At 64.6% G+C, this 21,608-nt stretch carries 24 protein-coding genes; 8 read left to right on the top strand and 16 right to left on the bottom strand.

Annotated elements, in window-relative coordinates; all coding sequences use genetic code 11:
* The first annotated feature begins 36 nt into the window (after nt 1-36).
* From PFLCHA0_RS19490 to PFLCHA0_RS19480, 3 genes are all read left to right on the top strand, one after another.
* Nucleotides 37-519, top strand: a complete 483-nt coding sequence (locus tag PFLCHA0_RS19490) for a DUF4265 domain-containing protein (protein ID WP_015636248.1) — start codon at nt 37-39, stop codon at nt 517-519.
* A gap of 335 nt (nt 520-854) precedes the next feature.
* Nucleotides 855-1,172: a hypothetical protein gene (locus PFLCHA0_RS19485; RefSeq protein WP_015636247.1), complete on the top strand. Its 318-nt coding sequence runs from the start codon at nt 855-857 to the stop codon at nt 1,170-1,172.
* Nucleotides 1,162-1,446: a helix-turn-helix domain-containing protein gene (locus PFLCHA0_RS19480; RefSeq protein ID WP_015636246.1), complete on the top strand. Its 285-nt coding sequence runs from the start codon at nt 1,162-1,164 to the stop codon at nt 1,444-1,446. Before PFLCHA0_RS19485 ends, PFLCHA0_RS19480 begins: the two co-directional genes overlap by 11 nt.
* A gap of 187 nt (nt 1,447-1,633) precedes the next feature.
* Here the strand turns inward: PFLCHA0_RS19480 and PFLCHA0_RS19475 are convergent, their stop codons facing one another.
* The 3 genes from PFLCHA0_RS19475 to PFLCHA0_RS19465 form a co-directional block, all read right to left on the bottom strand.
* A complete protein-coding gene (locus PFLCHA0_RS19475; RefSeq protein WP_015636245.1) occupies nt 1,634-3,817 on the bottom strand; it encodes a TonB-dependent siderophore receptor in 2,184 nt (727 codons plus the stop codon).
* 231 nt (nt 3,818-4,048) lie between these two features.
* The gene (locus PFLCHA0_RS19470; RefSeq protein ID WP_015636244.1) at nt 4,049-4,327 is read right to left on the bottom strand and encodes an Arc family DNA-binding protein; all 279 of its coding nucleotides are present in this window, start codon (nt 4,325-4,327) and stop codon (nt 4,049-4,051) included.
* A gap of 216 nt (nt 4,328-4,543) precedes the next feature.
* Nucleotides 4,544-5,935, bottom strand: a complete 1,392-nt coding sequence (locus PFLCHA0_RS19465) for an aldehyde dehydrogenase family protein (RefSeq protein WP_015636243.1) — start codon at nt 5,933-5,935, stop codon at nt 4,544-4,546.
* Between the two features lie 101 nt (nt 5,936-6,036).
* Between PFLCHA0_RS19465 and ptrR the strand changes: the two genes are divergently transcribed.
* The gene (gene ptrR / locus PFLCHA0_RS19460) at nt 6,037-6,915 is read left to right on the top strand and encodes a putrescine utilization regulator PtrR (RefSeq protein WP_015636242.1); all 879 of its coding nucleotides are present in this window, start codon (nt 6,037-6,039) and stop codon (nt 6,913-6,915) included.
* A 146-nt stretch (nt 6,916-7,061) separates the two neighbouring features.
* On the top strand, nt 7,062-7,304 hold the full coding sequence (locus PFLCHA0_RS19455; RefSeq protein ID WP_015636241.1) for a hypothetical protein: 243 nt from the start codon (nt 7,062-7,064) through the stop codon (nt 7,302-7,304).
* 64 nt (nt 7,305-7,368) lie between these two features.
* Here the strand turns inward: PFLCHA0_RS19455 and PFLCHA0_RS19450 are convergent, their stop codons facing one another.
* The 6 genes from PFLCHA0_RS19450 to PFLCHA0_RS19425 form a co-directional block, all read right to left on the bottom strand.
* On the bottom strand, nt 7,369-7,989 hold the full coding sequence (locus PFLCHA0_RS19450; RefSeq protein ID WP_015636240.1) for a LysE family translocator: 621 nt from the start codon (nt 7,987-7,989) through the stop codon (nt 7,369-7,371).
* A gap of 84 nt (nt 7,990-8,073) precedes the next feature.
* Nucleotides 8,074-8,475, bottom strand: coding sequence for a hypothetical protein (locus PFLCHA0_RS19445; protein WP_015636239.1), 402 nt, complete (start codon nt 8,473-8,475; stop codon nt 8,074-8,076).
* A 113-nt stretch (nt 8,476-8,588) separates the two neighbouring features.
* A complete protein-coding gene (locus tag PFLCHA0_RS19440; RefSeq protein ID WP_230493571.1) occupies nt 8,589-9,398 on the bottom strand; it encodes a CPBP family intramembrane glutamic endopeptidase in 810 nt (269 codons plus the stop codon).
* A 7-nt stretch (nt 9,399-9,405) separates the two neighbouring features.
* Nucleotides 9,406-10,050, bottom strand: coding sequence for a hypothetical protein (locus PFLCHA0_RS19435; protein ID WP_015636237.1), 645 nt, complete (start codon nt 10,048-10,050; stop codon nt 9,406-9,408).
* Between the two features lie 138 nt (nt 10,051-10,188).
* Nucleotides 10,189-11,217, bottom strand: coding sequence for a leucine-rich repeat domain-containing protein (locus tag PFLCHA0_RS19430; protein WP_015636236.1), 1,029 nt, complete (start codon nt 11,215-11,217; stop codon nt 10,189-10,191).
* A 104-nt stretch (nt 11,218-11,321) separates the two neighbouring features.
* A complete protein-coding gene (locus PFLCHA0_RS19425) occupies nt 11,322-12,320 on the bottom strand; it encodes a bile acid:sodium symporter family protein (protein ID WP_015636235.1) in 999 nt (332 codons plus the stop codon).
* 85 nt (nt 12,321-12,405) lie between these two features.
* Here PFLCHA0_RS19425 and PFLCHA0_RS19420 point away from each other — a divergent pair, with 85 nt between their 5' ends.
* A complete protein-coding gene (locus PFLCHA0_RS19420; protein WP_015636234.1) occupies nt 12,406-13,203 on the top strand; it encodes an AraC family transcriptional regulator in 798 nt (265 codons plus the stop codon).
* Nucleotides 13,204-13,377: 174 nt separating this feature from the next.
* On the opposite strand, the gene PFLCHA0_RS19415 is transcribed toward PFLCHA0_RS19420, so the two are convergent.
* Genes PFLCHA0_RS19415 through PFLCHA0_RS19400 form a run of 4 tightly spaced genes read right to left on the bottom strand, consistent with a single transcriptional unit; the run spans nt 13,378 to nt 17,976 of the window.
* Nucleotides 13,378-13,830 carry a response regulator gene (locus PFLCHA0_RS19415; RefSeq protein ID WP_015636233.1) on the bottom strand — a complete coding sequence of 151 codons (453 nt, stop codon included), beginning with the start codon at nt 13,828-13,830 and terminating at the stop codon, nt 13,378-13,380.
* Nucleotides 13,827-16,154: an ATP-binding protein gene (locus tag PFLCHA0_RS19410; protein ID WP_172621751.1), complete on the bottom strand. Its 2,328-nt coding sequence runs from the start codon at nt 16,152-16,154 to the stop codon at nt 13,827-13,829. Before PFLCHA0_RS19410 ends, PFLCHA0_RS19415 begins: the two co-directional genes overlap by 4 nt.
* Complete coding sequence (locus PFLCHA0_RS19405) at nt 16,151-16,819, bottom strand: response regulator (RefSeq protein ID WP_011062112.1); 669 nt, start codon at nt 16,817-16,819, stop codon at nt 16,151-16,153. Before PFLCHA0_RS19405 ends, PFLCHA0_RS19410 begins: the two co-directional genes overlap by 4 nt.
* A complete protein-coding gene (locus tag PFLCHA0_RS19400; protein ID WP_015636231.1) occupies nt 16,816-17,976 on the bottom strand; it encodes a sensor histidine kinase in 1,161 nt (386 codons plus the stop codon). The genes PFLCHA0_RS19405 and PFLCHA0_RS19400 overlap by 4 nt, the downstream gene beginning before the upstream one ends.
* Before the next feature lie 173 nt (nt 17,977-18,149).
* Between PFLCHA0_RS19400 and PFLCHA0_RS19395 the strand changes: the two genes are divergently transcribed.
* Nucleotides 18,150-18,671 (top strand): SgcJ/EcaC family oxidoreductase, encoded by a 522-nt coding sequence (locus tag PFLCHA0_RS19395; protein WP_011062110.1) that lies wholly within the window; start codon nt 18,150-18,152, stop codon nt 18,669-18,671.
* 46 nt (nt 18,672-18,717) lie between these two features.
* On the opposite strand, the gene PFLCHA0_RS19390 is transcribed toward PFLCHA0_RS19395, so the two are convergent.
* Nucleotides 18,718-19,719: an AraC family transcriptional regulator gene (locus PFLCHA0_RS19390; protein WP_011062109.1), complete on the bottom strand. Its 1,002-nt coding sequence runs from the start codon at nt 19,717-19,719 to the stop codon at nt 18,718-18,720.
* A 246-nt stretch (nt 19,720-19,965) separates the two neighbouring features.
* Here PFLCHA0_RS19390 and PFLCHA0_RS19385 point away from each other — a divergent pair, with 246 nt between their 5' ends.
* On the top strand, nt 19,966-20,739 hold the full coding sequence (locus PFLCHA0_RS19385; RefSeq protein ID WP_041752399.1) for an EAL domain-containing protein: 774 nt from the start codon (nt 19,966-19,968) through the stop codon (nt 20,737-20,739).
* 27 nt (nt 20,740-20,766) lie between these two features.
* Here the strand turns inward: PFLCHA0_RS19385 and PFLCHA0_RS19380 are convergent, their stop codons facing one another.
* Complete coding sequence (locus tag PFLCHA0_RS19380) at nt 20,767-21,156, bottom strand: YceK/YidQ family lipoprotein (protein ID WP_011062107.1); 390 nt, start codon at nt 21,154-21,156, stop codon at nt 20,767-20,769.
* A 64-nt stretch (nt 21,157-21,220) separates the two neighbouring features.
* Nucleotides 21,221-21,529 carry a YceK/YidQ family lipoprotein gene (locus PFLCHA0_RS19375; protein WP_041752398.1) on the bottom strand — a complete coding sequence of 103 codons (309 nt, stop codon included), beginning with the start codon at nt 21,527-21,529 and terminating at the stop codon, nt 21,221-21,223.
* Between the last annotated feature and the right edge of the window lie 79 nt (nt 21,530-21,608).

Below are 21,608 nucleotides of genomic sequence, written 5' to 3'. Positions count from 1 at the left end.
GGTCAGGTGTTGAACGTGGAAACTGTGGAGCCCCGTATGGATGACAAGCAATCCCCTGTGCTGATTCAGGTGTACATGGCCGATGACGATGGCGCCGTTCGCGAGGAGCTGTTGGCGCGGCAGATTGATGAGCATACCTACGAGTTGCTGTCCTCGCCGGGCCTGGCGCAGAACCTGGCGCGGGGCGATATCGTTTCCATCCGCAATCCCGATGCGCCGGCGCAAGTGCTGAAGCGGGGCGGGAATTTCTGCATTCAGATCTATGCCGACTACATTGATCCGGCGGTGATCAGTGCGCTTGAAAGCGAGGTTGCTGGTGAGTTGGGCGGAACCCTGGATGGGCTGTTCGAGGGGAACCTTTCATTCGCTGTTCCTGCGAGGAATGGCATGGACCGTATCAATGCGGTGTTCGATCGCTTCCGCGAGAGAACTGGGATTGAGTGGTACTACGCCAATGTCTATAAAAACCTCGATGACGATGAGGACGAGACGCTGTTGAACTGGTGGTTGGACGTTTGATCATCCTTGGAGCTGGAGCCAGAGCGACCAAGTAACCGATCAAGCAGGTTGGCAGCTTCGAGTCATTGCAGAGTGACGCGCCTTGGTTTACCACGGCTCTCTTGAGGACACCTTCGCCGGTAAATCGGCTCCGAGCCTGTAAGGCAAATCTGTATTTTCGGTAAGCAGTGGCTGCCCTCGATGATTGCGGCCACCCTCGGTGATGAGTAGATCAAACGTCCACCCCTTGCGATGCCTGGTTGCGGCAGGGGTATTGGTCTTTCCAGCGCCAGCAGGTTGTGTCGGACGAATGCCTGTCTGTTCGTCTGTACGGCCTTGCCGTAGATGGTGGAGCCATGTATACCGTTATCGAAACCGAGGTCTTCAAGCGCTACGCCGAGCCTATCTGGAATGACGCCGAGCGCTTGGAATTCATCACCTGGTTGGTCGCAGACCCATGGGTTGGAGACGTCATCCCCGGTACCGGAGGGCTGCGCAAGGTGCGCTGGTCTTGCAGTGGCATCGGCAAGCGCGGCGGCACACGAGTCATCTACTACAACCTGCTTTCGGAAGGTCTTATTTGGTTGCTGATCGTCTACACCAAGGCGAAGTTAGACAATCTGCCCATCGGCTTTCTGAATCAATTGAAAGAGGGAATCAGTCATGGACCATGAACTGCAGCAGTTTCAGAAGGATTTGCTGACTTCGGTGGGCCAGATGAAAGCCGGCAAGGCGGCGCGTGCAACGGTGGTAAAACTGTCCGGGGCGGCAGAGGCCCGGGCTAAGGTGGGGCTCTCTCAGAGTGCGTTTGCCACGCTGTTGGGGGTCAGCCTGCGTACACTGCAGGATTGGGAGCAAGGCCGGCGCCAGCCGACAGGCGCGGCTCAAACGCTGCTGCGTGTGGCCAGCCAGTACCCTGAAGCCTTGCGGGCTTTGCAGCCGGTTTGATGGCGAGTAGACCAGGCGCTGACAAGTCGGTCTTGATGACCGGCTTTTTTGTGCATGCCTGACAGATTCGCATAGTCACTGGTTTGCCAGCGAAGGTGTCCTTGAGACCGCCTTCGCCGGCAAGCCGGCTCCTACAATACAGCGGCTAACTTGAGAGGCGTATTCTCGCTGGGCGGTTGGCGCTGCATCAGAAATTCACCGAAGCACTCAACCGAGCCGTCAGCGGCGCGCCCTGGAACAGGTAGTCGTCGCCCATGTATTCCCCGGTGTCGCGCCAGTAGCGCTTGTCGAACAGGTTGTCCACGGTCAGGCGGAACACGGTGTCGTAGCCATCGATACGGGTGCTGTAGCGGCTGCCGATGTTGAAGATGGCGTAGGCGCCGGTGGCGACGTTGCCCTGGCGGTCGGCGTATTGGCTGCCGCTGTATTGCATGCCGCCCAGCAGGGCCAGGCCGTCGAGCCAGGGCAGGGCGTAGTCGCCCTGCAGGCTGGCTCGCAGGCGCGGGACGTTGAGGGTCTGGTGCCCCTCGTAGGCCGGGGTACCGGTGCCCTCCACCCGGGAGCGAATTGCCGCGACGCTGGCGGCAATCTGCAGGCGCTGGGTGGCCCAGCCGTTGGCGGAGAGCTCCAGGCCAGTGTTCTTTTGCTGGCCCTGCTGGACGTAGGTGAAACCGCCGGCAGCGTCGGGGCGCGAGTACTGGTAGGCCTGGCGCATCTGGAACAGGGCGGCGGTAAAACTCATGCGCTGCCAGTCATATTTGATCCCGGTTTCGATTTGGCGCGAGACGGTGGGGGCGAGGGTCTCGCCATTGTTGCTGGCGAACCAGGGGGCCTGGCCACCGAGGGACAGGCCCTTGCTGTACTGGGTGTACAGCGAAATGTTGTTGATCGGTTTGTAGATCAGCGCGGCCTGGGGCAGGAATACATAGCGTTGGGTGTGGCGATCGCGCACGCCGTCCTTGTCGAAGCTCTCTTCGTCCAGGCGTACTTCGCGCCCGCCGAGGACGGTCTGCCACTGTTCGTTGAAGCTGATGCGGTCGCTGAGGAACAGGCCGTATTGGCGGCTGTCCAGGCGTTTGTGGGAGTCACGCAGGTCTTCAGTGGAGCGAGGATGATCTTCCGGTTCGTTGTTGATGTTTCCACTACCGAATGACTCATTGATCGCTTCACGCTTGTTCACCACACGACGAAACGCACTGGTCCCCACGCTCAACTCATGGCCCAGGCCTGCGGCGTCGAAGCGGCCATTGAGCACAGCCTGCACTTCATCGTTGCGCCGGGTGTCGTCGGGGCTGCGGAAGTCGTAGATGTCGTAGTTGCCTTCGGGGCTGAAGTAGTTGCCGTTGGCATTGATGCAGCCGGTGGTACAGCCGCCCCAGGCAAACGAACTGTAGTCATCGATCACCACCTTGCTGCGCGACGCACTGAGGTTGCCCTTCCAGTCATCGTTGAAGCGGTACTCGAAGTTGCCGCCGATGTTCAGCGATTCATTGGTCACCGGCTTTGACCCGCTCTGGTGCCCCAGGAGTTTTTTCGGCGAGGCGTGGTGGGGCAGGCTGGAGCCCCCCAGCAGTTGATAGCCCGGTGCCGAGCGCTGCTGCTTGTTCTGGTATTCGATGTCCAGTTGCAGCAGGGCGTCGGGGCTGATGTTCCAGTCCAGGGCCAGGGAGGCGAAGTCGCGCTGGCCATTGGTGTGCTCGACGTAGGAGTGCAGGTCTTCATGGGCCAGGTTGGCACGCAGGCCGAACTGCTGTTCGCTGCCGAACCAGCCGCCGACATCGGTGGCCAGGTAGCCGCTGCCGCGGTCGTCGGTGGAAACGGTCACCGAACGAATGTCCGTGGGCCGCTTGGTCACATAGTTGATCAACCCGCCGGGCTCGCTGACCCCGCTTTGCAGGCCGGAAAGGCCCTTGAGCAATTCCACCCGCTGCTTGTTTTCCAGGGCGACGTTCTGCTCGCCGGTGATGGTGCGGTTGTTGATCTTGTAGCTGCTGGCGGCATTCAGCGAGAAGCCGCGCACTTCGAAGTTTTCGTAGTAGCCCACCGGCGCGTAGCTCTGGCCCACCGAGGCATCGTTCTTCAGCACGTCGCTGAGCAGTCGGGCCTGCTGGTCGAGGATCATGTCTTCATTGATCACGCTGATGGAGGCCGGGGTATCCAGCAAGGGCGCTTCGCTGAAACCACCCACCGAGGCGCTGTCGACGCGATAGCCGTAGGGCTCTTCGCCGCTGACCGTCTGGGTCGGCAACTGGGTGCCCGCGGCGTTGGCCACGGCGCTGCTGCCGGCCAGCAGCAGGCCCAGGGTCAGGCGGTTGAGGGGCAAAGCTGAGCTGCAGGTGCGCGCGGGGGCAGTCGGGTGAATCCGGCTCATGAACAATCCTAGAAGGCGACGCGGCCCCATGGCAGAAGCCGGAGGAGGTTCCTGGGAAGGCTAGGAGCGTCGACCTGCGTGTGTAGTGAGGAACAGCGGGGGAGCCCTGCGAGCATCAGGCCGGGGCCTGGCGGTTGCCGCTGGGTACTGTCGGGCAGGCGCCATCATACAAGCTGCAGCGAGGGGGTAAAGGCGGGAAAGGTAGAAGATCGCGTGGCGGGAGTCGCCGCTTCAAGTCCTTGCGTAACACGGCGGTGGGCAATCCTGCTCGGGCTCCGGGTGGCCCATCTGCAGGCACTTGATCCGCTCCTCCATGGAATCGACCTTGCGCAGCAGCAGGCTGATGAGTTTCTCATTCATCTCACGGGTTTCATCGACGACCAGGGACTTTTCCAGGCGGTCGACGATTTCATTGTTCATGCTGCGGTTTTCTCGTTTGGCAATGTGTTTGAGCTGGTTGTGCAGGTCGCCTGGAAGACGAACGATGAACTTTTGCAGGGAGGAGCACATAGCGGACCTCAGAGTAATGCCAAAGAGCAGCATCATAAGAATGAGGCAGGCTTGCTTGCTTCAAGAAAATTCTTAAAAGAATGAAAAAAACGACGATTTTTCATTAGGAAAGTTCTGATTCGCACCAGAACCGGCCTCTAATCCGATTAAAAAGCGGACCTGATTCAGGTCCGCTTTTCACCGGGGTCGTTCAGCCTATGACGTGGTCACCGAGCCTCAACGGCGATCCAGCCACACCGTCTGCGCATTGCAGAATTCGCGTACGCCAAAGTGCGACAGCTCGCGCCCGAAGCCGCTTTTTTTCACTCCGCCGAAGGTCACCCGGGGGTCGCTGGCGCTATAGCCGTTGATGAACACGCCGCCGGTTTCCAGCTCGTCGGTCATCTGCCGGGCCCGTTCCAGGTCCTGGGTGAAGATCGTGGCGGTGAGGCCGAACTCGCTGTCGTTGGCCAGTTCCAGGGCGTGTTGCGCATCCCGGGCGCTGATGATGGCGGCCACCGGGCCGAACAGTTCCTGCTTGAAGGCGGTCATCTGCTCGGTGACGTTGGCCAGCACCGTGGGTTGGTAATAGTTGCCGGCGCCTTCGACCTTGTCGCCGCCCAGCAGCAGGGTGGCGCCTTCGGCCAGGGTCGCCTGGACCTGCTGGTGCAGCTCGTCACGCAGGTCGAAGCGGGCCATGGGGCCGATGTAGGTGTCGCTGGCCAGCGGGTCGCCCATGACCAGGGCGCGGGTGGCTTCGACGAATTTGCGGGTGAACTCCGCGACCACCCCTTGCTCGATGATCAGGCGCTTGGCGGCGGCGCAGACCTGGCCGGTGTTCTGGTAGCGGCCGATCACCGCGGCCTTGACCGCTTGGTCCAGGTCGGCGTCGTTGAGCACGATAAAGGGGTCGGAGCCGCCCAGTTCCAGCACGCATTTCTTCAGCGCGGCGCCGGCCTGGGCGCCGATGGCGATGCCGGCGCGCACGCTGCCGGTGAGGGTCACAGCGGCGATGCGGCGGTCGGCGATGGCGCTGGATACGCCGTCCGGGGTGACGTTGAGCAGCTCGAACACCCCTTCAGGGAAACCGGCGCGCTGCATGGCGTCCAGCAGCAGGTAGGCGCTGCCCATGACATTCGGGGCGTGCTTGAGCACGTAGGTGTTGCCCGCCAGCAGCGCCGGCACCGCGCCGCGCAGCACCTGCCAGATCGGGAAGTTCCACGGCATCACCGCCAGGAGCGGGCCCAGGGGCCGGTACTCGATGCGCGCCTTGTCGTTCTCCACCAGGGTTGCTTCCGGGGCCAGCATGGCTGGGCCGTGCTCGGCGTACCACAGGCACAGCTGGGCGCACTTCTCGATTTCACCGCGGGCCTGGGGCAGGGGCTTGCCCATTTCCAGGCTGATCATGCGGGCCATGGCCTCGCTGTTGTCCCGCAGGGCCTGGGCCAGTGCGTTCAGGCGGCTGGCGCGCTCGGCGATGCTCTGGCGTTTCCACTGGGCGAAACCAGCGGCGGCACGGCTCAGCGCGGCGTCCTGCTCAGCCTCGGACTGGTAGGGGTAGGCGCCGATCTGCTCGCCAGTGGCGGGGTTGATCGACAAGGCGTGGGTGTGGCTGGAAACAAGGCTCATGGCACCGTCCTGCTCGGGTGGGAATGGCGGCAGGTTACGGTGCTGGATCTTTGCTGAAAACTGAATAATATTGAGCAAGTCGTTCACGTTTGGAGAATGCCGTGGATCTGGTCCAGCTGGAAATTTTCAAGGCCGTTGCCGAGCAGGGCAGCATCAGCGCCGCCGCGCAACTGATCCACCGGGTGCCGTCGAACCTGACCACCAGGATCAAGCAACTGGAGCAGGACCTGGGGGTGGAGCTGTTTATCCGCGAGAAGAGCCGCATGCGCCTGTCCCCCGCCGGCTGGAATTTCCTCGACTACGCCCGGCGCATTCTCGACCTGGTGGCCGAGGCGCGTCTGACCGTGGCCGGCGAGGAGCCTCAGGGACCGTTCGCCCTGGGCTCGCTGGAAAGCACGGCGGCGGTACGCATCCCGGCGCTGCTCGCGGCCTACAACCAGCAGTACGCCAAGGTGGAACTGGACCTGTCCACCGGACCCTCCGGGACCATGATCGACGGCGTGCTGTCCGGCCGCCTGGTGGCCGCCTTCGTCGACGGCCCGGTGCGCCACCCGGCTCTGGAAGGGCTGCCGGTGTTCGAGGAGGAAATGGTGCTGATCGCCCCGCTGGGGCATGCGCCGATTACCCGGGCGCGGGAGGTCAACGGCGAAAGCATCTATGCCTTTCGCGCCAACTGCTCCTACCGTCATCACTTTGAAAGCTGGTTCACCCAGGACGCCGCGGTGCCGGGCAAGATCCATGAAATGGAGTCCTACCACGGCATGCTGGCCTGCGTCAGCGCCGGCGCCGGGCTGGCGCTGATGCCCCGCAGCATGTTGGAAAGCATGCCCGGCTGCGCCACGGTCAGCGTCTGGCCGTTGTCCCCGCGTTTTCGCTTCCTGCGCACCTGGCTGGTCTGGCGGCGCGGCACCGTGTCGCAAAGCCTGAGCAGTTTCGTGAAGCTGCTGGAAGCGCGGGGCGTGGTGCTGGCCGAGGGGTGAATGGCGGGGGCGGGCAGATCGCCTGTGCTGTCCAGCCGTTGTGTGCGAAAGCGCCCCCGGCAGCCATTAATGTCCTTGTGCAATGGCTGCGCAGGGCCGATGTGTGTAGGCTTTTCGGCCCTTGCCTAACCCCTGGACACTGAGCCATGACCGATCAGCTTTGCCTGGTATTCGTACCTGCGTTGGTGGCCTTGCTGCTGAATGCCGAAAACACCAAGGGCATGCCCCTGACCGAGGCCGAAGTGCTGGAGATTCGTGATAACGCCGCCTGTATCGCGTTGCCGGTGGCCGTGGCGCTGAGCATGGAAAACCAGCGGGGTTACCGCGATCTGGTGGCCGAGAACTGCTGGGAACAGTGGCAACAGTTTAGGAGCGAGGCGCAAGCCTGAGTGGCGGCCTTGGCGTGATCTCGTGAGTTTGTCGGGGGCGTTGGCAGTGGCTGGGAGCGGCTTCTCAGCGCCTGCTCAAGGCCAATCGAGCGGCAAACAGTACGAAGATCATCCCTGTGGTGCGGTCCATCCACTGGATCACCTTTTCCCGCTGCAGCACACCGGCCAGGGGCCGGGTGGCGGCGATCAGCAGTAGCGACCAGCCCAGCCCCAGCACCACGTGAATGCTCACCAGGCCGAAGGTCCAGGCCACCAACGGCTGGCCCTGGGGAATGAACTGCGGCAGAAAGGACACGTAGAACACTCCCACCTTGGGGTTGAGCACATTGCCCAGCATGCCCTTGAGAAACCAGTTGGTGCCGGGGTCGCTGTTCGCGCCTGTGGGAGCAAACGAGTGGCGCGGGCGCAGCAGCATGTTCAGTCCCAGCCAGGCGAGGTAGGCGGCGCCGCAGTACTTCAACAGGTTGAAGGCCAGTTCCGACACCGCTATCAAGGCCCCCAGGCCGAAGGCCACAGCCGCGCCCCAGATCAGGCAGCCGGCATTGATGCCCAACGCCGCGCGCAGCGCCTGCCGCCGGCCTTCCACCGTGGCGGTGCGCAGCACCAGGGCGGTGTCCAGGCCCGGGGTCAAGGTCAGCAGCGTGGCGGCCAGGGTGAAGGCCAGGAGATTCTCAGTGATGGACATGGGGGCTCCGGAGTTAGGGGCACAGGTTAAAAAGGGACCGGTAAGTGGCCTGAGGGCCTGATGCTGCGCTCGTACACTGGATACTCAACCGAGGCTGGTAATCGAGTCCTCATAGTTGAGCTTGCCACACAGTACGTACCTGGCCTCTTCCTTCAACCGTGCTCCGCTGGAGAGAACAGCGTTGGTGACAATGAAAACCTGCGGTGGCGAGGAGCCCATAAAGACCCTGACAATCACTGTTTCGCCACTTTCGAACAACTGCCTTTCGATTTTGGCGTTGAACACCAGCTGCGCGAAGATGTTACTGGGTCTGAGGTACCTGGCTTTGGTGGCCTTGAGTTCGACCTTTTGCCGGGGTTCGCCGTTCTGTTCCAGCCACAGATCAAAGCCACGGTCTCCCGGCTCCTTGGGATGAAAGCGATAATCGGCATGGGTGAACTGATTGAGCAGGTAGTGCCTAGCCAGGTCTTCGATTTTGCGTGTCATTGGGTTTGCCTGAGGGCGGGTAGGACAAAGGAAGGTCGGTGCTAATTGCTTGAGGCAGTTTCTGGCCTTGGGCCATCAGGACGAATGATCATTCGTCCTGACACTGCGGCTCCTCAGCCGAACAGCCCTGCCATTCTGAACAGCGTGTCCAGGGACATCCCGAGAACCTCGGCCATTGAATGCAGGAGGATCGGAACCAGAAGGCCGCCACTGACTATTCTGGCGACCGCGAAAATGCAGCCACTGGCAAAGATCAGGGCCATTGTCGTGCCGTTGCCGTACTGGGTGTGAAGCCCGGCGAAGATGGCCGCACTGACGATAACGGCGATCCATTTCCAGACTTGGCTGTTTTCATACGGAAACAGGCGCAGCAGGTAATGGCGGAAAAACAACTCCTCAACGATGGGGGGCAGCACCATCAGTGAGGCGATCTTGATCAGGGTTTGCCAGCCGTTCAGGCCCGCCAGCAATTCGGCCATGAACGCCTCTTCAGGAGATCCGAGCATGAGGATGGCGACCCCGCACAGCACATAGGCGGCCACCATGCATGCAGCGCCTATGCCCAGAGGATGGCGTATTACCCGTCCGCGCCAGGCGGCGCTGAAATGCTGGCGGTACTGCAGCCAGAACAGGCCGAGCAAGAGCAGCATGCCCAGGCCCTGGGTGCTGATGAATATCAGATAGGTTTGCATCTGTGGCGGCACCAGCAGGATGCCGGGTATTCCCGCCAGGATGTATAACAGGGTGGCCAGAATAAACAGGCCGACCCTGGGAAAGAACCGGTAGGTAGAACGCTCAGGGGCGCAGACCCCAGGCGGGGAAAACAGATGAGTCACAGTCACTCCATGAATGCGGGATAAACGGGGGCGGCATAGTGCCACTATCGTCGACCGCCGGGAACCGCTTTCAGGTGGCGCTTGCAAAGGGCATTCAGCCTTTGCGCTTGACCAGCGCCAGATACACCCCGGCCTCTTTCTTCGGTTCGACGTAGTGGGCGCCTTCCAGATCGGCGACCTGAATCGGCTCCATCGCCAGCTCCAGCTCAGGGGTACCCGTGTAACGGTCAGCGTCATCGCTCAGTGCATGCCTGAAGGCTTGGAGAAAGGCATCACGGTTGGCGAACTTGCCGTAGACATAGTTGCCTCGTTGGTCGCTGTAGAAGCGCGAGTAGGTCAGCAGCACGATGCCCCAGCGTTCGATGTGTTCGTCAGGCGCGGTGTGGGGAATGGGCTTGATCAGGTCCTTGCGAATTTGCCGAATCTTGTCATACGCATTCTTGTTGTTGTGTATCACTTTGAATTCGATAGCGGTGGAGGGATGTTCGCCGTAGCTGTCTTCAACCCAGATATCCACCTTGCGGCGTTCGGCAGCGATCAGCCAGCGAGGTACGTTGCGGCGTTCATCCAGCTGGCCGCCGAGGCCGAACTGGTCGCGGTTGATATCCAGCAGCGCCGCTGACTCCAGGCTCAGCCATAGCTCGGCAGCGACGCTGACTGCGATGGACTTGAGGATGTGCTGGCGCTCTTCTTTTAGGTGGTTTAGCAGGAACGGGGCAAATTCACGGACAAAGGACATGGGATCTCCAAGGAATAACACCGATCTGTAGGAGCGAGCTTGCTCGCGATGATTTCCAAAGCGCCGCCTGTTCCCTGCAAGTGCGCGTTATCGTTGACGTCCTTCGCGAGCAAGCTCGCTCCTACGAGAGGGCGGCGGTCAATAGGGGCCGCGGGGTTCAGGAATGCCCAGCTGCTGTTGCCGGGCGTCGAGCTGTTTGTCCACGGCGCGTTTGCCACTGATGAGCTTGAGGTGCTGCACGCTGGGCGGTAGCTGGCTGTCGATCAGTGTCAGCAGATCCATCTGTGGGGCCTTGATGATGCGCAGATCAGCGATGTTCGAGGTTTGCAGGCCGCTGAGTTCCCCCAGGCTCTTGAGGTTGATCAGGCTCAGCTGGTGCAGCCGCGCCAGCCCGGCGAAATCCAGCCGGCGCAGTTGCGCCTGGTCTTCGATCTTCAGTACCTCAAGCTGTGGAAAGCCATCCAGTTGCAGTTGGTGGAGGCCGCGCACCCGCAGGATCTCCAGATCCGTGACCTGGGGGTTGCGCAACTCCGGCATGCTCTCGCGGCTGCCAAAACTCAGCGCCAGGCTGCGCAGCCCGGCCATGCCGGCCACCATGCCCAGGGTGGTCTTGGCCGGCAGGCGATGCAGGCTCAGGTGCCTGATGCTCGGGCACTGGCTCAGCACATCCAGCTGATGGCTCTGCACGCTGATGCTCAGGCTGTGCAACTCGGGCATCCAGCCAATCGGCGCCAGTTCAATCGCCGGCCCATTGTCCATGGACAGCCGCAGGCTGCGCAGTTGCTCCAGATTGGGCATGCTGAGCAGTTCAGGCAGGTCGGCGCTGATCACCTGCAGGGCAAACTCCCGAAGCAGGGGCAGGCGGCCGATGGCCTCGTAGTGATCCAGGGTGTCGAGGCAGTCCAGGCTCAGGGACTGCACATGGGGCAGGGCCAGCAACACCCGGGCATCGAACGCGCTGCCCGGATAATGGCTATAGAAACGCACATTGAGGCGCTCGCCGAAACGGGCGCAGAGCGTGTCGAGCTGACTCAGCAGTTCGCCGTCGTACTGTTCGGCCTTGGCGAACTGGACGATGACCTGGGCCTGGTCATCGGCCTCCAGCCGGGCGCTAACCTGCAGTTCCAGGTCGGCCTGGCTGGGGGCTTGAATTCGATGGGGAAACATCAGCGGTCCTTGATGATTTTCGCCGCGGCATCATGCCATTGCGCGATCTTCACCGCCATCTGCGCGCAGGCCCGGCCAGCCGCCGGGCCGCCTTGCAGGAAAGGCTACGGGTCGACCTGGCCCATCAGCTCGGCCACCGATTCCGGGCGCTTGGCGTAGCGCTGGGCCAGCACCGCGCAGACCATCAGCTGGATCTGGTGGAACAGCATCAGGGGCAGAATCAGCACGCCCATGGTGCTGCCGGCAAACAGCACCTGGGCCATGGGCACGCCGGTGGCCAGGCTCTTTTTCGAGCCGCAGAAGAGGATGGTGATGCGGTCTTCCTGGTCGAAGCCGAACAGCTTGCCGAGAAAGCTCGACGCCAGCAGCACCAGCGCCAGGAGGACGCAGCAGGCCACCACCAGGCCGGCCAGTTCCCACAGCGGGATCTGGTGCCAGATGCCTTCGTTCACCGCTTCGCTGAAGGCGCCGTAGACCACCAGCAGGATCGAGCCCTGGTCGACGAAGCGCAGCCAGTTCTTGTTGCGCCCGACCCAGGCGCCGATCCAGCGTCGAGCGATCTGCCCGGCGATAAAGGGCAGCAGCAACTGCACGCTGATCTTGAGGATGGCGTCCAGGGTCGAGCCGCCTTCGCCGTGCACGTTCAGCAGCAGGGTCACCAAGAGCGGGGTGAGGAAGATCCCGAACAGGCTCGACGCCGCGGCGCTGCAGATGGCCGCCGGGATATTGCCCCGGGCCAGGGAGGTGAAGGCGATCGCCGATTGCACCGTGGCCGGCAGGGCGCACAGATACAGCATGCCCATGTACAGGTCGTTGCCCACCAGCGGTGACAGCAGCGGCTTGAGCGCCAGGCCCAACACGGGAAAGAGGATGAAGGTCAGGCTGAACACCAGCAGGTGCAGGCGCCAGTGGCCGGCCCCTGCAATGATCGCCTCGCGCGAGAGCTTGGCGCCGTGGAGGAAGAACAGCAGGCCGATGGCGATGTTGGTCAGCCAGCCGAAACCTATGGCCACCTGGCCGCTGGCCGGAAGGAAACTGGCCAGCAGCACCACGCCGATCAGGGTCAGGGTGAAGTTGTCGGGCAAAAGACGCGAGCGAGTCATAGCGGGATCATCCGGGGGTTGCCAAGTGCGGTGGGGCGACTCTAACGTGGCTGCGTTTTACCGACTAACGCCAAGGAGCCAGTTAATGCCGCCTAAAGGACATGAAAAGATCGTCCGGCGCAGTATTCCCGGTTTGCCCAGCCTGCCGCGGCCGGTGTACGGGCGCACCGAATCCTTGCCCAATCGCGCCTTGACCCGGCGTCACAGCCACCCGTGGGTGCAATTGTCCTACGCCATTGCCGGGGTGCTGGAGATCCAGACCAGCGGCGGGCGCTTTATCGCCCCGCCGCAACGGGCAGTGTGGATTCCCGCCGGGGTGCCGCACCGGGTGTTCAGCTCGCCGCGCACCGAGATGCGCAGCCTGTACCTCGATTGCAGCGTTACCACCTGGGCGGCGCCGGACAGCTGCCAGGTGCTGGCGGTCAGCAGCCTGCTGCGGGAGTTGATCCGCGCCTTCAGTGAATTGCCGGTGGAATATGTCGAGGACAGCGCCGACGGGCGCCTGGCCCAGGTGCTGCTGGACCAGTTGGCCGCCGCGCCGCAGTTGGACCTGATGCTGCCGCTGCCCCACGACGTGCGCCTGCGGGCGATCTACCGCAGCCTGCAGGCGCACCCGGAGCAGGCCACGACGCTGGGCCAGTGGAGCCAGAAGCTCGGGGTGACGGAGAAGACCCTCAGCCGCCTGTTCCTCAAGGACACCGGGCTGACCTTCCGTGCCTGGCGCCAGCGCCTGCGCCTGCTGGGCGCCCTGACTCCCCTGGAGCAGGGCGAGCGGGTCACTGATGTGGCGCTGGCCTGTGGTTATGACTCGACCTCGGCATTTATCGCCGCCTTTCGCCAGCAGTTCGACGCCACCCCGGGGGAGTTCTTCCGCGACCTCTGACACCCCGAGCTTCCTGTAGCCGCTGCCCCAGGCTGCGATGGGCTGCGCAGCAGACCCGAACCGGGTTCCTGGCCCTGCGCGGCGCCCGCCCGGCGGTCGCTGCGCGACCGTTCGCAGCCTGCGGCAGCGGCTACAGGGGGCGGTGGTGGGGCCAGGTGCGATAGGTGCGGCAGGTCAGGTTCTTGGTGGGCGCAGCAGTTCGATGCGCTCCGGCGGCACCAGGGTGCGCAGGGTCTTGTACAGGGCCCGGGTCTCCAGCAGGTTCCAGATCCGCAGCAGGGTTTCCAGGGCATCCAGGGGCTTGCTGATGAAGTCCCGGGCGCCCAGGGCCAGCGCCCGCAGGCGGGTGTCGCGGGTGGCGTCGGCGGTGAGTACCAGGATCGGCAGGTAGTCGTTGGCCGGGATCCGTCGGTTGAGCTGTTCCAGTACCGCAAAGCCATCGAACTCGGGCATGTGCAGGTCGAGGATCACCAGGTCCGGCTCGAAGCTGTTGAACAGCTCCAGGCTGCGCAGCGGCTGGGTGCTGCTGAGGACGTTGTGCAGCCCTTCGCGGGCCAGCAGCTGTTCCATCAGGTCGAGGTTGGGGCGCTGGTCATCGATGATGAGGATGCGCAGATCGGCAGTCATGGGAGCTCCGGGAGACAGGCATCGAGGTGGGCGAAGAACACCGGGATGTGGATGGGCTTGGTCAGGATCGCCGTGGCCCCGGCGTCGAGCAGGGCGCGCCGGGTCGGTTCGCTGGCGTCGGCGGTGATCATCAGGATCGGAGTGTCGGCCGTGGCGCTGGAGGCCCGCAGGCGTTGCAGCACGTCCAGGCCGGGCAGGTCCGGCAGGCTGACGTCCAGCAGGATCATCTGCGGCGCGTGCTGGCGGGCCAGGTCCAGGCCCATCTGGCCTTGCATGCTCGACAGCAGCTGGATGCCCGGGCGCCGTTGCAGCAGGGTTTCGATCAGCGCCAGGCTTTGCAGGTTGTCTTCGATGCACAGCACCTTGCCCTGGTAGCGGCTTGCGGGCTGTGGCGCCGGCACGTTCAGCGCCGGGGCGTTGCAGGGCGCCACGGCAGCTGCAGCGGCCAGGCGCACGAAGGGCAGCTCCAGGGTGAAGCAACTGCCGCTGCCCGGGGTGCTCTGTACGCCCAGGCTGCCGTCCATCATTTCCAGCAGGCTCCTGCTCAGGGCCAGCCCCAGGCCGGTGCCTTCGACCCTGGGGTCGGCGTCCAGGCGTTCGAAGGGCTTGAACAGGCGCTCCAGGCGCTCGGCGGTGATGCCGGCGCCGGTGTCGAGCACGCTCAGGCGCAGGCGCGATGCCTCGATCGCCACGTCGATGCTGACCCGGCCACCCGCGCGGTTGTACTTGATGGCGTTGGACAGCAGGTTGAGCAGCACCTGGATCAGGCGCTGGCGGTCGGCGATCACGCCGCTGTCCGCCGCCAGTTCCGGCAGCGGCGCCAGGGTGATGCCGGCGTCCGCGGCCATGGGTGACACCAGGGTCAGGGCTTCGTGCAGCACCGCCGCCAGGGCCATGGGCTCGACGTTCAGCGGCAGGCGCCCGGCCTCGATACGGGCAATGTCCAGCACCTCGTTGATCAGCCCCAGCAGGTGCTGCCCGGCCCGCAGGATATGCCCGACCTGGGGCCGCTGGCCGGCATTGGAATCCATGTCCAGCAGTTGGGCGAAGCCGAGGATGGCGTTGAGCGGCGTGCGCAGTTCGTGGCTCATGCGCGAGAGGAATTCGCTCTTGGCGCGGCTGGCGCTTTCCGCTTCCTCGCGGGCGGTGCCCAGGGCGATTTCCGCGGCACGGCGATCGGTGATGTCCCGGGTGATCTTGGAAAAACCGCGCAGGGCGCCGCTGGCGTCGTACTGCGCGGTGATCACCACGCTGGCCCAGAAGCGGCTGCCGTCCTTGCGACAGCGCCAGGCCTCTTCCATGTAGTGGCCGTGGGCGGTGGCCTCGCGCAGGGCCATGTCCGGGTGCTGGGGGCACTCTTCGGGCAGGTAGAACAGGGAAAAATGCCGGCCGATGATTTCCTGCTCGCTGTAGCCCTTGATCCGTTCCGCGCCGACGTTCCAGGTGGTAACCCGGCCTGCGGTGTCCAGGGCGAAGATCCCGTAGTCCTTGACCCCGTCGATGATCAGCCGCAGGCGTTCCTCGTTGTCGCGCAGGGCCCGTTCGCGCTCGGCCAGCAGTTGCCCGGCCTCCACCAGGCGCGTGCCCAGCTGGCCGATTTCATCCTGTTCCGGCGCTTGCGGGCGCAGCGGCTGGCCCAGGGCCAGGCGCTGGGCATTGCCCTGTACCTGCTGCACCCGGGTGACGATGCCCCGGGACAGCAACAGCACCGCGACGATGGCGCCGAACAGCCCGCAGCCGGCGGCCAGCAAGGTGGCGAACAGCAGGCGCATGCGGGTTGCCGCGGCGGCTGCGCTACGTTCGGCCAGCAGCGCATCCTCGCGCACGCGCATGGCGCTGATCTGCTCGCGCAGCACGTCCAGCACCTGCTTGTTGTCGATCAGGATCGCGGTCACCGTGGCGGCGTCGTCGCGGCTGCCGTTGCGCAGGGCCACCAGGCCGTCGAGCTTGGTGCGGATCAGCGGGGTGATGGTCTGCAGGTAGTCGCGCATGCGTGGGTCCTGGACATTCTGGTCCAGGCGTTGCAACGCGGCCTCGATCTGCGGCCGGGCCTGGAGGTAGGCGGGCAAAAAGTCCTCGCGCCGGGTCAGCAGGTAGCCACGCACGCTGGCGGCGGCCTCGGCCAGGAGGGTGTGCACCGCCTGGATATCGCCCTGCACCAGCAGCACCCGGCGCACGTCCTCCTCGGCGCGGGCGGTCTGGCGCTCGGTGCTGTAGATCAGCACCAGCGACAGCAGCAGGATCACCAGTGGCAGGGAGATCACCACCAGCGCCTTGCCCCGCAGCGGCAGGTCGGCCCAGCGCCGGGCGCTGAGCAGGTTCACGGCCACTGCCCGGCAGGTTGCGCCACCAGCCCCAAGGCCATGCCGCGCACCGCGGCCTGGGTGCGGTCGGCGGCGCCGAGCTTGCCGATCACTCGTTCCACATGGGCCTTGGCGGTGCCGGTGGTGATGCCCAGCTTTTCACCGATCTCGCGGTTGCTGAAGCCGCCGGCCACCAGCCCCAGCACCTGGCGCTCGCGGGCAGTCAGGGCCTGAGCCTGGGGCGCCTGGCCGTTGCCGCGCTCGCTCATGCGCCGCAGCAGGCGGGCGCTGACTGCACTGTTGAGCGCCTCTTCGCCGCGGGCCACACGCTGCAGGGCGTCGAGCACCTCTTCGCGGCTGGCGTCCTTGAGCAGGTAGCCCACGGCGCCGGCGGCCATGGCGGCTTCCAGGTGATCGGGGCTGTCGTCCATGGTGAAGATCACCACCTTGACCTCGGGCTGGCGCTGTTGCAGCAGGCGCGCGGCCCCCAGGCCGTTGAGCAGGGGCATGCGGATATCGAGGATGGCCAGGTCCGGGCGCAGTTGCTCGCACAGGGCCAGGGCTTGCTCGCCATCCCTGGCTTGCCCCACCACCTCGAACTCCGGGTTGCCCGCCAGCAGGGCGATGAAGCCGGTGCGGGTGACTTCATGATCGTCCGCCAGGACCAGGCGTATCACCGCTGTCATACCGCGTGCTCCAGGGAGGGGACGGGGACGCGGGCGAGAATCCGCGTGCCGCTGCCGGGCCGGCTGTGGCAGGTGAAACGCCCGCCCAGCAAATGGGCGCGTTCCTGCATGGCCACCTGGCCCAACTGTTCGATGCCCTGGCCGGATGCCGGCTGGAAACCTGCGCCGTCGTCGCTGATGCCGAGCACCGCCTGGCCTGCTTCCAGGGCCAGGTTCAGGCTGACGCTGTGGGCCCGGGCATGCTTGAGGATGTTGTTGATGGCTTCCTGGGCGATGCGGAACAGGGCGATTTCCAGGGCCGCCGGCAGGCGCTCCGGGTAGCGCTGCTGCCAGTGCACCGCCAGCCCGGCGTCGCGCAGGCGGTCGGCCTCGCGGTCGATGGCCCGCAACAGGCCGAAGTCGTCCAGCACATGGGGGCGCAGGCCGCCGATCAGTTGCCGGCCTTCGCCGACGCAGCCCTGGGCCAGTTGCAGGATGGTCTGCAGTTCATCGTGCAGGTGCTCCGGCAGCGGCGGGCAGCGCCCGGCGAAACCCTGCAGGCGCTGGTGCAACCCGGCCAGGGTTTGCGCCAGGCCGTCGTGCAGGTCGTAGGCGACGCGCTTGCGCTCATCCTCCTGGGCGCTGAACAGGCGCTGCACCAGCTCCGACATACTGCGCTCCCGGGCTTGCAGGTCCTGCAGCAGGCGCTGGTTTTCCAGGTGCGTGGCCAACAGCGTGGCCAGCAGTTGCAGGGATTCCAGGTCTTCGCTGTCCGGCGCGCTGATGGGCACACTGTTGGCCAGCAGCAGGGCGCCGAAGGGCTGGCCGTCGGCGCGGTGCAGCAGTACGCGCAGCACCCCGGTTTGCGCAAGCGGGCGCTCCAGCCACTGGGCCTGCCCGGCCACGGCGCGCAGGGCTTGCAGGCATTCGCCGTGGCCCTGTTCGGCGCTGGCGTGGGCCACGCCGTCGCTGCTCCATTCCAGCAACAGCCCCTGGTCCATGGCGACAAAGGCGCAGGCCCGCTGCACCACCCGCTGGCGCATCTGTCCGGGGGGCAGTTGCAGCAGCTCCTGGCCGGTGTCCACCAGCAGCCGCAGGCGCGCGGCGCGGCTTTGCGACTGCCGGTACTGGCTGCGCAGGGCCAGGGCGCTGGCGGGATCGAGGGGCGGGCTGGGCATCGGGAAACTCCAGGGTGGGGGCGGTGCAGTGGCTCGGGGCAGGGTATTAGACCCCCGTGCCCGGTATCGCGCCTATCTGCCAAATGGCATAGGCCGCAGGCTCCAGTTGGCCGATGGCAGGGGCGACGGCCCGGGGCACAGTGGGGCTCATTGAAACCCACTGGAGTCCGTGAATGAAACTGAAAAGCACCGCCCTGGCCCTGTTCTTCGTGCTGAGCACGCCACTGGCTCAGGCCCTGGAAGCCACCCCTTACGTGTACCGCACCGTGGCCGAGCAGCCGCAGAACCTGCAGGACCGGGAAATCGCCGGTCTCTTCGACCGCTGGAACAGCGCCCTGCAGACCGGCAACCCGCAAGCCGTGGTCAGCCTCTATGCGGCCAATGCAGTGCTGCAACCCACGGTCTCCAACCAGGTGCGCAGCACCCACGCGCAGATTCAGGACTACTTCGAGCACTTCATGGCCTCGCGGCCGGTGGGCCAGATCAACTACCGGGAGATTCGTCACCTTGGCCCGGATGCGGCCATGGACAGCGGCGTCTACACCTTCACCCTGACTGCCGCCGACGGCAAGAAACAGCAGGTCCAGGCCCGTTACACCTTTCTCTACGAGCGCCTGGGCGGGCAGTGGAAAATCCTCAACCACCACTCTTCGGCCATGCCGCAAGTGCAGCCGCAGTTGCAAGCCAGCCACTGATCCAGGCTCCTGTCGCCTTGCGCTGAGCCTTTGCTCGGCGTTGCTGTCACTGCTCGCGGTAGCGCCCCGGGGTCATGCCGAACCAGCGCAGGCAGGCCTTGTGAAAGCTGCTCTGGTCGCGAAAGCCCAACAGGGCGCCGATGTACTTGACGCTGCGCATGGAGTTGCGCAGAAAACTGTGAGCCAGCATCAGCCGCGCCTCGTCCTGCAGCGCCGAAAAGTGCACGTCTTCATGGCCCAGGCTGCGTTGCAGGCTGCGGGTGCTGACCCCCACTGCCTGGGCGATATGCGGCAGGTCGCTGGGCGCGCCCTGGGCCAGGGATTCGGACAGGGCGCGGCGCACCCGCGCAGTCATCGAGCCGCTGAGCAGCACATTGAGGCGGTTGCGGGCGTATTCCATGTGCAGCACATCCAGCGCCGGGTCGGCGGTGGGCAGGGCGATGGCGCAGTCCTGGCTGCTGAAGGTCAGGCTGTTGTGGGGCGCGCAGAACTGCAGGTTGTCGCCCATCAGCCGGCGCAGCATGCGCGTGTCCGCAGGCTCGGGGTAGGTGAAGGCCGCCACCAGCGGCCGCGGCTTGTGCTGGGGCAGCAGCCAGTGCAGCAGGCCCAGGGTCTGGGCGGCGCCGGCGTCGATCACCGCCCGGGGGATCAGCGAAGGCTCGGCGGTGACGTCGAAACCGATCAGTTGCAACGCGTCGGGCTTGCGTTCCAGGCACATGCAGAAGCCGTTGCTGGTCAGCGCCTGGTAATCCACCAGGCGCTGCAGCGCTGCCCCCAGGGTCGCGCAAGACATCACCGCATAGCCCAGGGCCTCCAGGTTGGCCGGGTGGGCCTTGCTGTAGGCCAGCAGCCCGAGGTCCGGGTTGCCGGTGCGGCGGGTGGCTTCGCGCATTACTTGATAGACCAGTTCCAGCCTCACGCCCTTGGGATTTTCCTCAACGTCCTGGATGCTGCTGCCGAAGGTTCTGAGCAGGGCGTCGACATTCGCGCCGCCTTCTCTCATGACATCGGCAAGCACCCGAAAGCTGGCGCTGGTCATTCTGTGCATAGGTCTTCCTGGACTAGTGGCTAAATGATATCGATGAGGCCTTTTGCATGATTGCAATAAACAAAAGGCCACAGACGAATAAGCACCGGCCCAGGTTTCCGAGGACAAGCGAAAGGTATCCGGGAACACTTCCGGGTGGCCCGGGCAGGGTCGATCATGGTTGGGCAGGGACCCTTGGGCGAGTGCGGCGGCGGGCTCGTCGTGCCACGTTCGAGGGTGCGTCGTTGGCTTGCCTATGGATCTGTCATGCAAAGCATCAAAGACTTTTATCGTGAATTGGCCGAGGGCCATTTGATGCTGGCATTCCAGCCGGTGGTGTGGCTGCCCGACAGCAGCCGGGTGCTCTACCACGAAGGGTTGCTGCGCCATGTCGATGCCCAGGGCGGGGATGTCTACCCCCTGGCGCTACTGGAAAAACACCAGGTGATGCGCGAGCTGGACCGCAGTGTGGTGCTCTGTGTGATCGACAGCCTGCAACGGGACGAACGCCTGCGCCTGGGGTGCAATATCTCGGCCCAGAGCGCGATCATCGATTCATTCTGGTACCCCATTGTCCAGCAGTTGCGGGACTTTCCCGGCGTGGCCGCGCGGCTGGTCATCGAGATCACCGAAAGCGCCACGCCACCGAGCATCGAGGCGGCCAGCGAGTTTGTCCTGTGCCTGCGCGAACTGGGCTGCCGGGTGGCCATCGACGATTTCGGCGCGGGCCTGGGCACCCTGGAGTTCATCCGCCAGACCCGGCCGGACATCGTCAAGATCGACAAGGGCTACATCCAGCGCGCCCGCAGCGAACTCAACAGCGCCCAGACCCTCAGCCACCTGGTGCAACTGTGCAAGACCCTGGCGCCCTGCGTGATCATCGAAGGGGTGGAGACTGCCACCGACCAGGGCCTGGCCACGGCCTGTGGTGGCGAGTGGGGGCAGGGCTACCTGTTCGGCCGCCCCCAGGTGGATCGCCTGGGGCGACGTTGCCGCCTGGCGCAGCGGGCGCCCCAGCTGTGCACGCCGGATCAGGCGTAGCCCGGGTGCATGCCCGCCTGAAGGGGTTCAATCAGCCTGCGGGGTGATGGGCGGGGTGTGGGCCGTCGGGTCTTGCACCTCGGCACTGATGGGCAATGCCTGCAGGTCTTGCTCGGGAATCTCCTTCATATCCACGTGCATGTTGCGCTTGGGCCGCTCCGGCTGGAGCGCGTCGTAGGGCAGCAGCACGGTGTCGAGCGCCGCGTCCAGGGGCAGGCTGGCGATCATCAGGATCGGGCACACCACCATCACCCAGCAGCCGCCGGTGATCATGCGTGCGTAGCCCATGTCATAGCCGGTGAGCACTTGGGCGTTGGTCTTGACGCTGCGGTAGTAGCGGTCGTCGCGAAAGTCCAAGGCATTGCCGCGAGTCATGTAGGTGCCGCAGCCGGACAGCAGCAGGGTGTTGAGCAGCAACAGGTAATTGATGATTCGGATGATCGCTCTTCCATTCAGGCCATTGGCAGGGGGGGGGCGCGGCTCAGGGCTTCATCGCGTCATAGGGCAGCAGCGCGGTGTCGGCCACGGCGTCCACCGGCAGGCTGACGATGGCCACCACCGGGCAGACAATGCTCATCCAGCAGAACAGCGTGACGTAGCCGTCGTAGCCGCTGGCTCCGCGCATGGTCAGCAGTTCGATATTGGCCTGGGTGCCTTTGTAGTAGTCGTAGCTGGTATGGGAATTGGGGGTACGGGCGATCAGGGTGCCGCAGCCCACCAGGGACAGCAGGGACAGCAGGGACACAACGAACAGAGCATTGAGGGCTTTGATGGCGCCATTCCTTAGCAAGCGGGTTTTTCCGCGCGCATGGTCGCAGAAGCCCGATGCAGACGCTAGATTGGGCGCTGAATAAATACTGGGCGCAGTG

Origin of the sequence: Pseudomonas protegens CHA0, from assembly GCF_000397205.1 — a bacterium.
Taxonomy (GTDB): Bacteria; Pseudomonadota; Gammaproteobacteria; order Pseudomonadales; family Pseudomonadaceae; genus Aquipseudomonas; species Aquipseudomonas protegens.
This window is presented reverse-complemented; position numbering and strand designations above follow the sequence as displayed.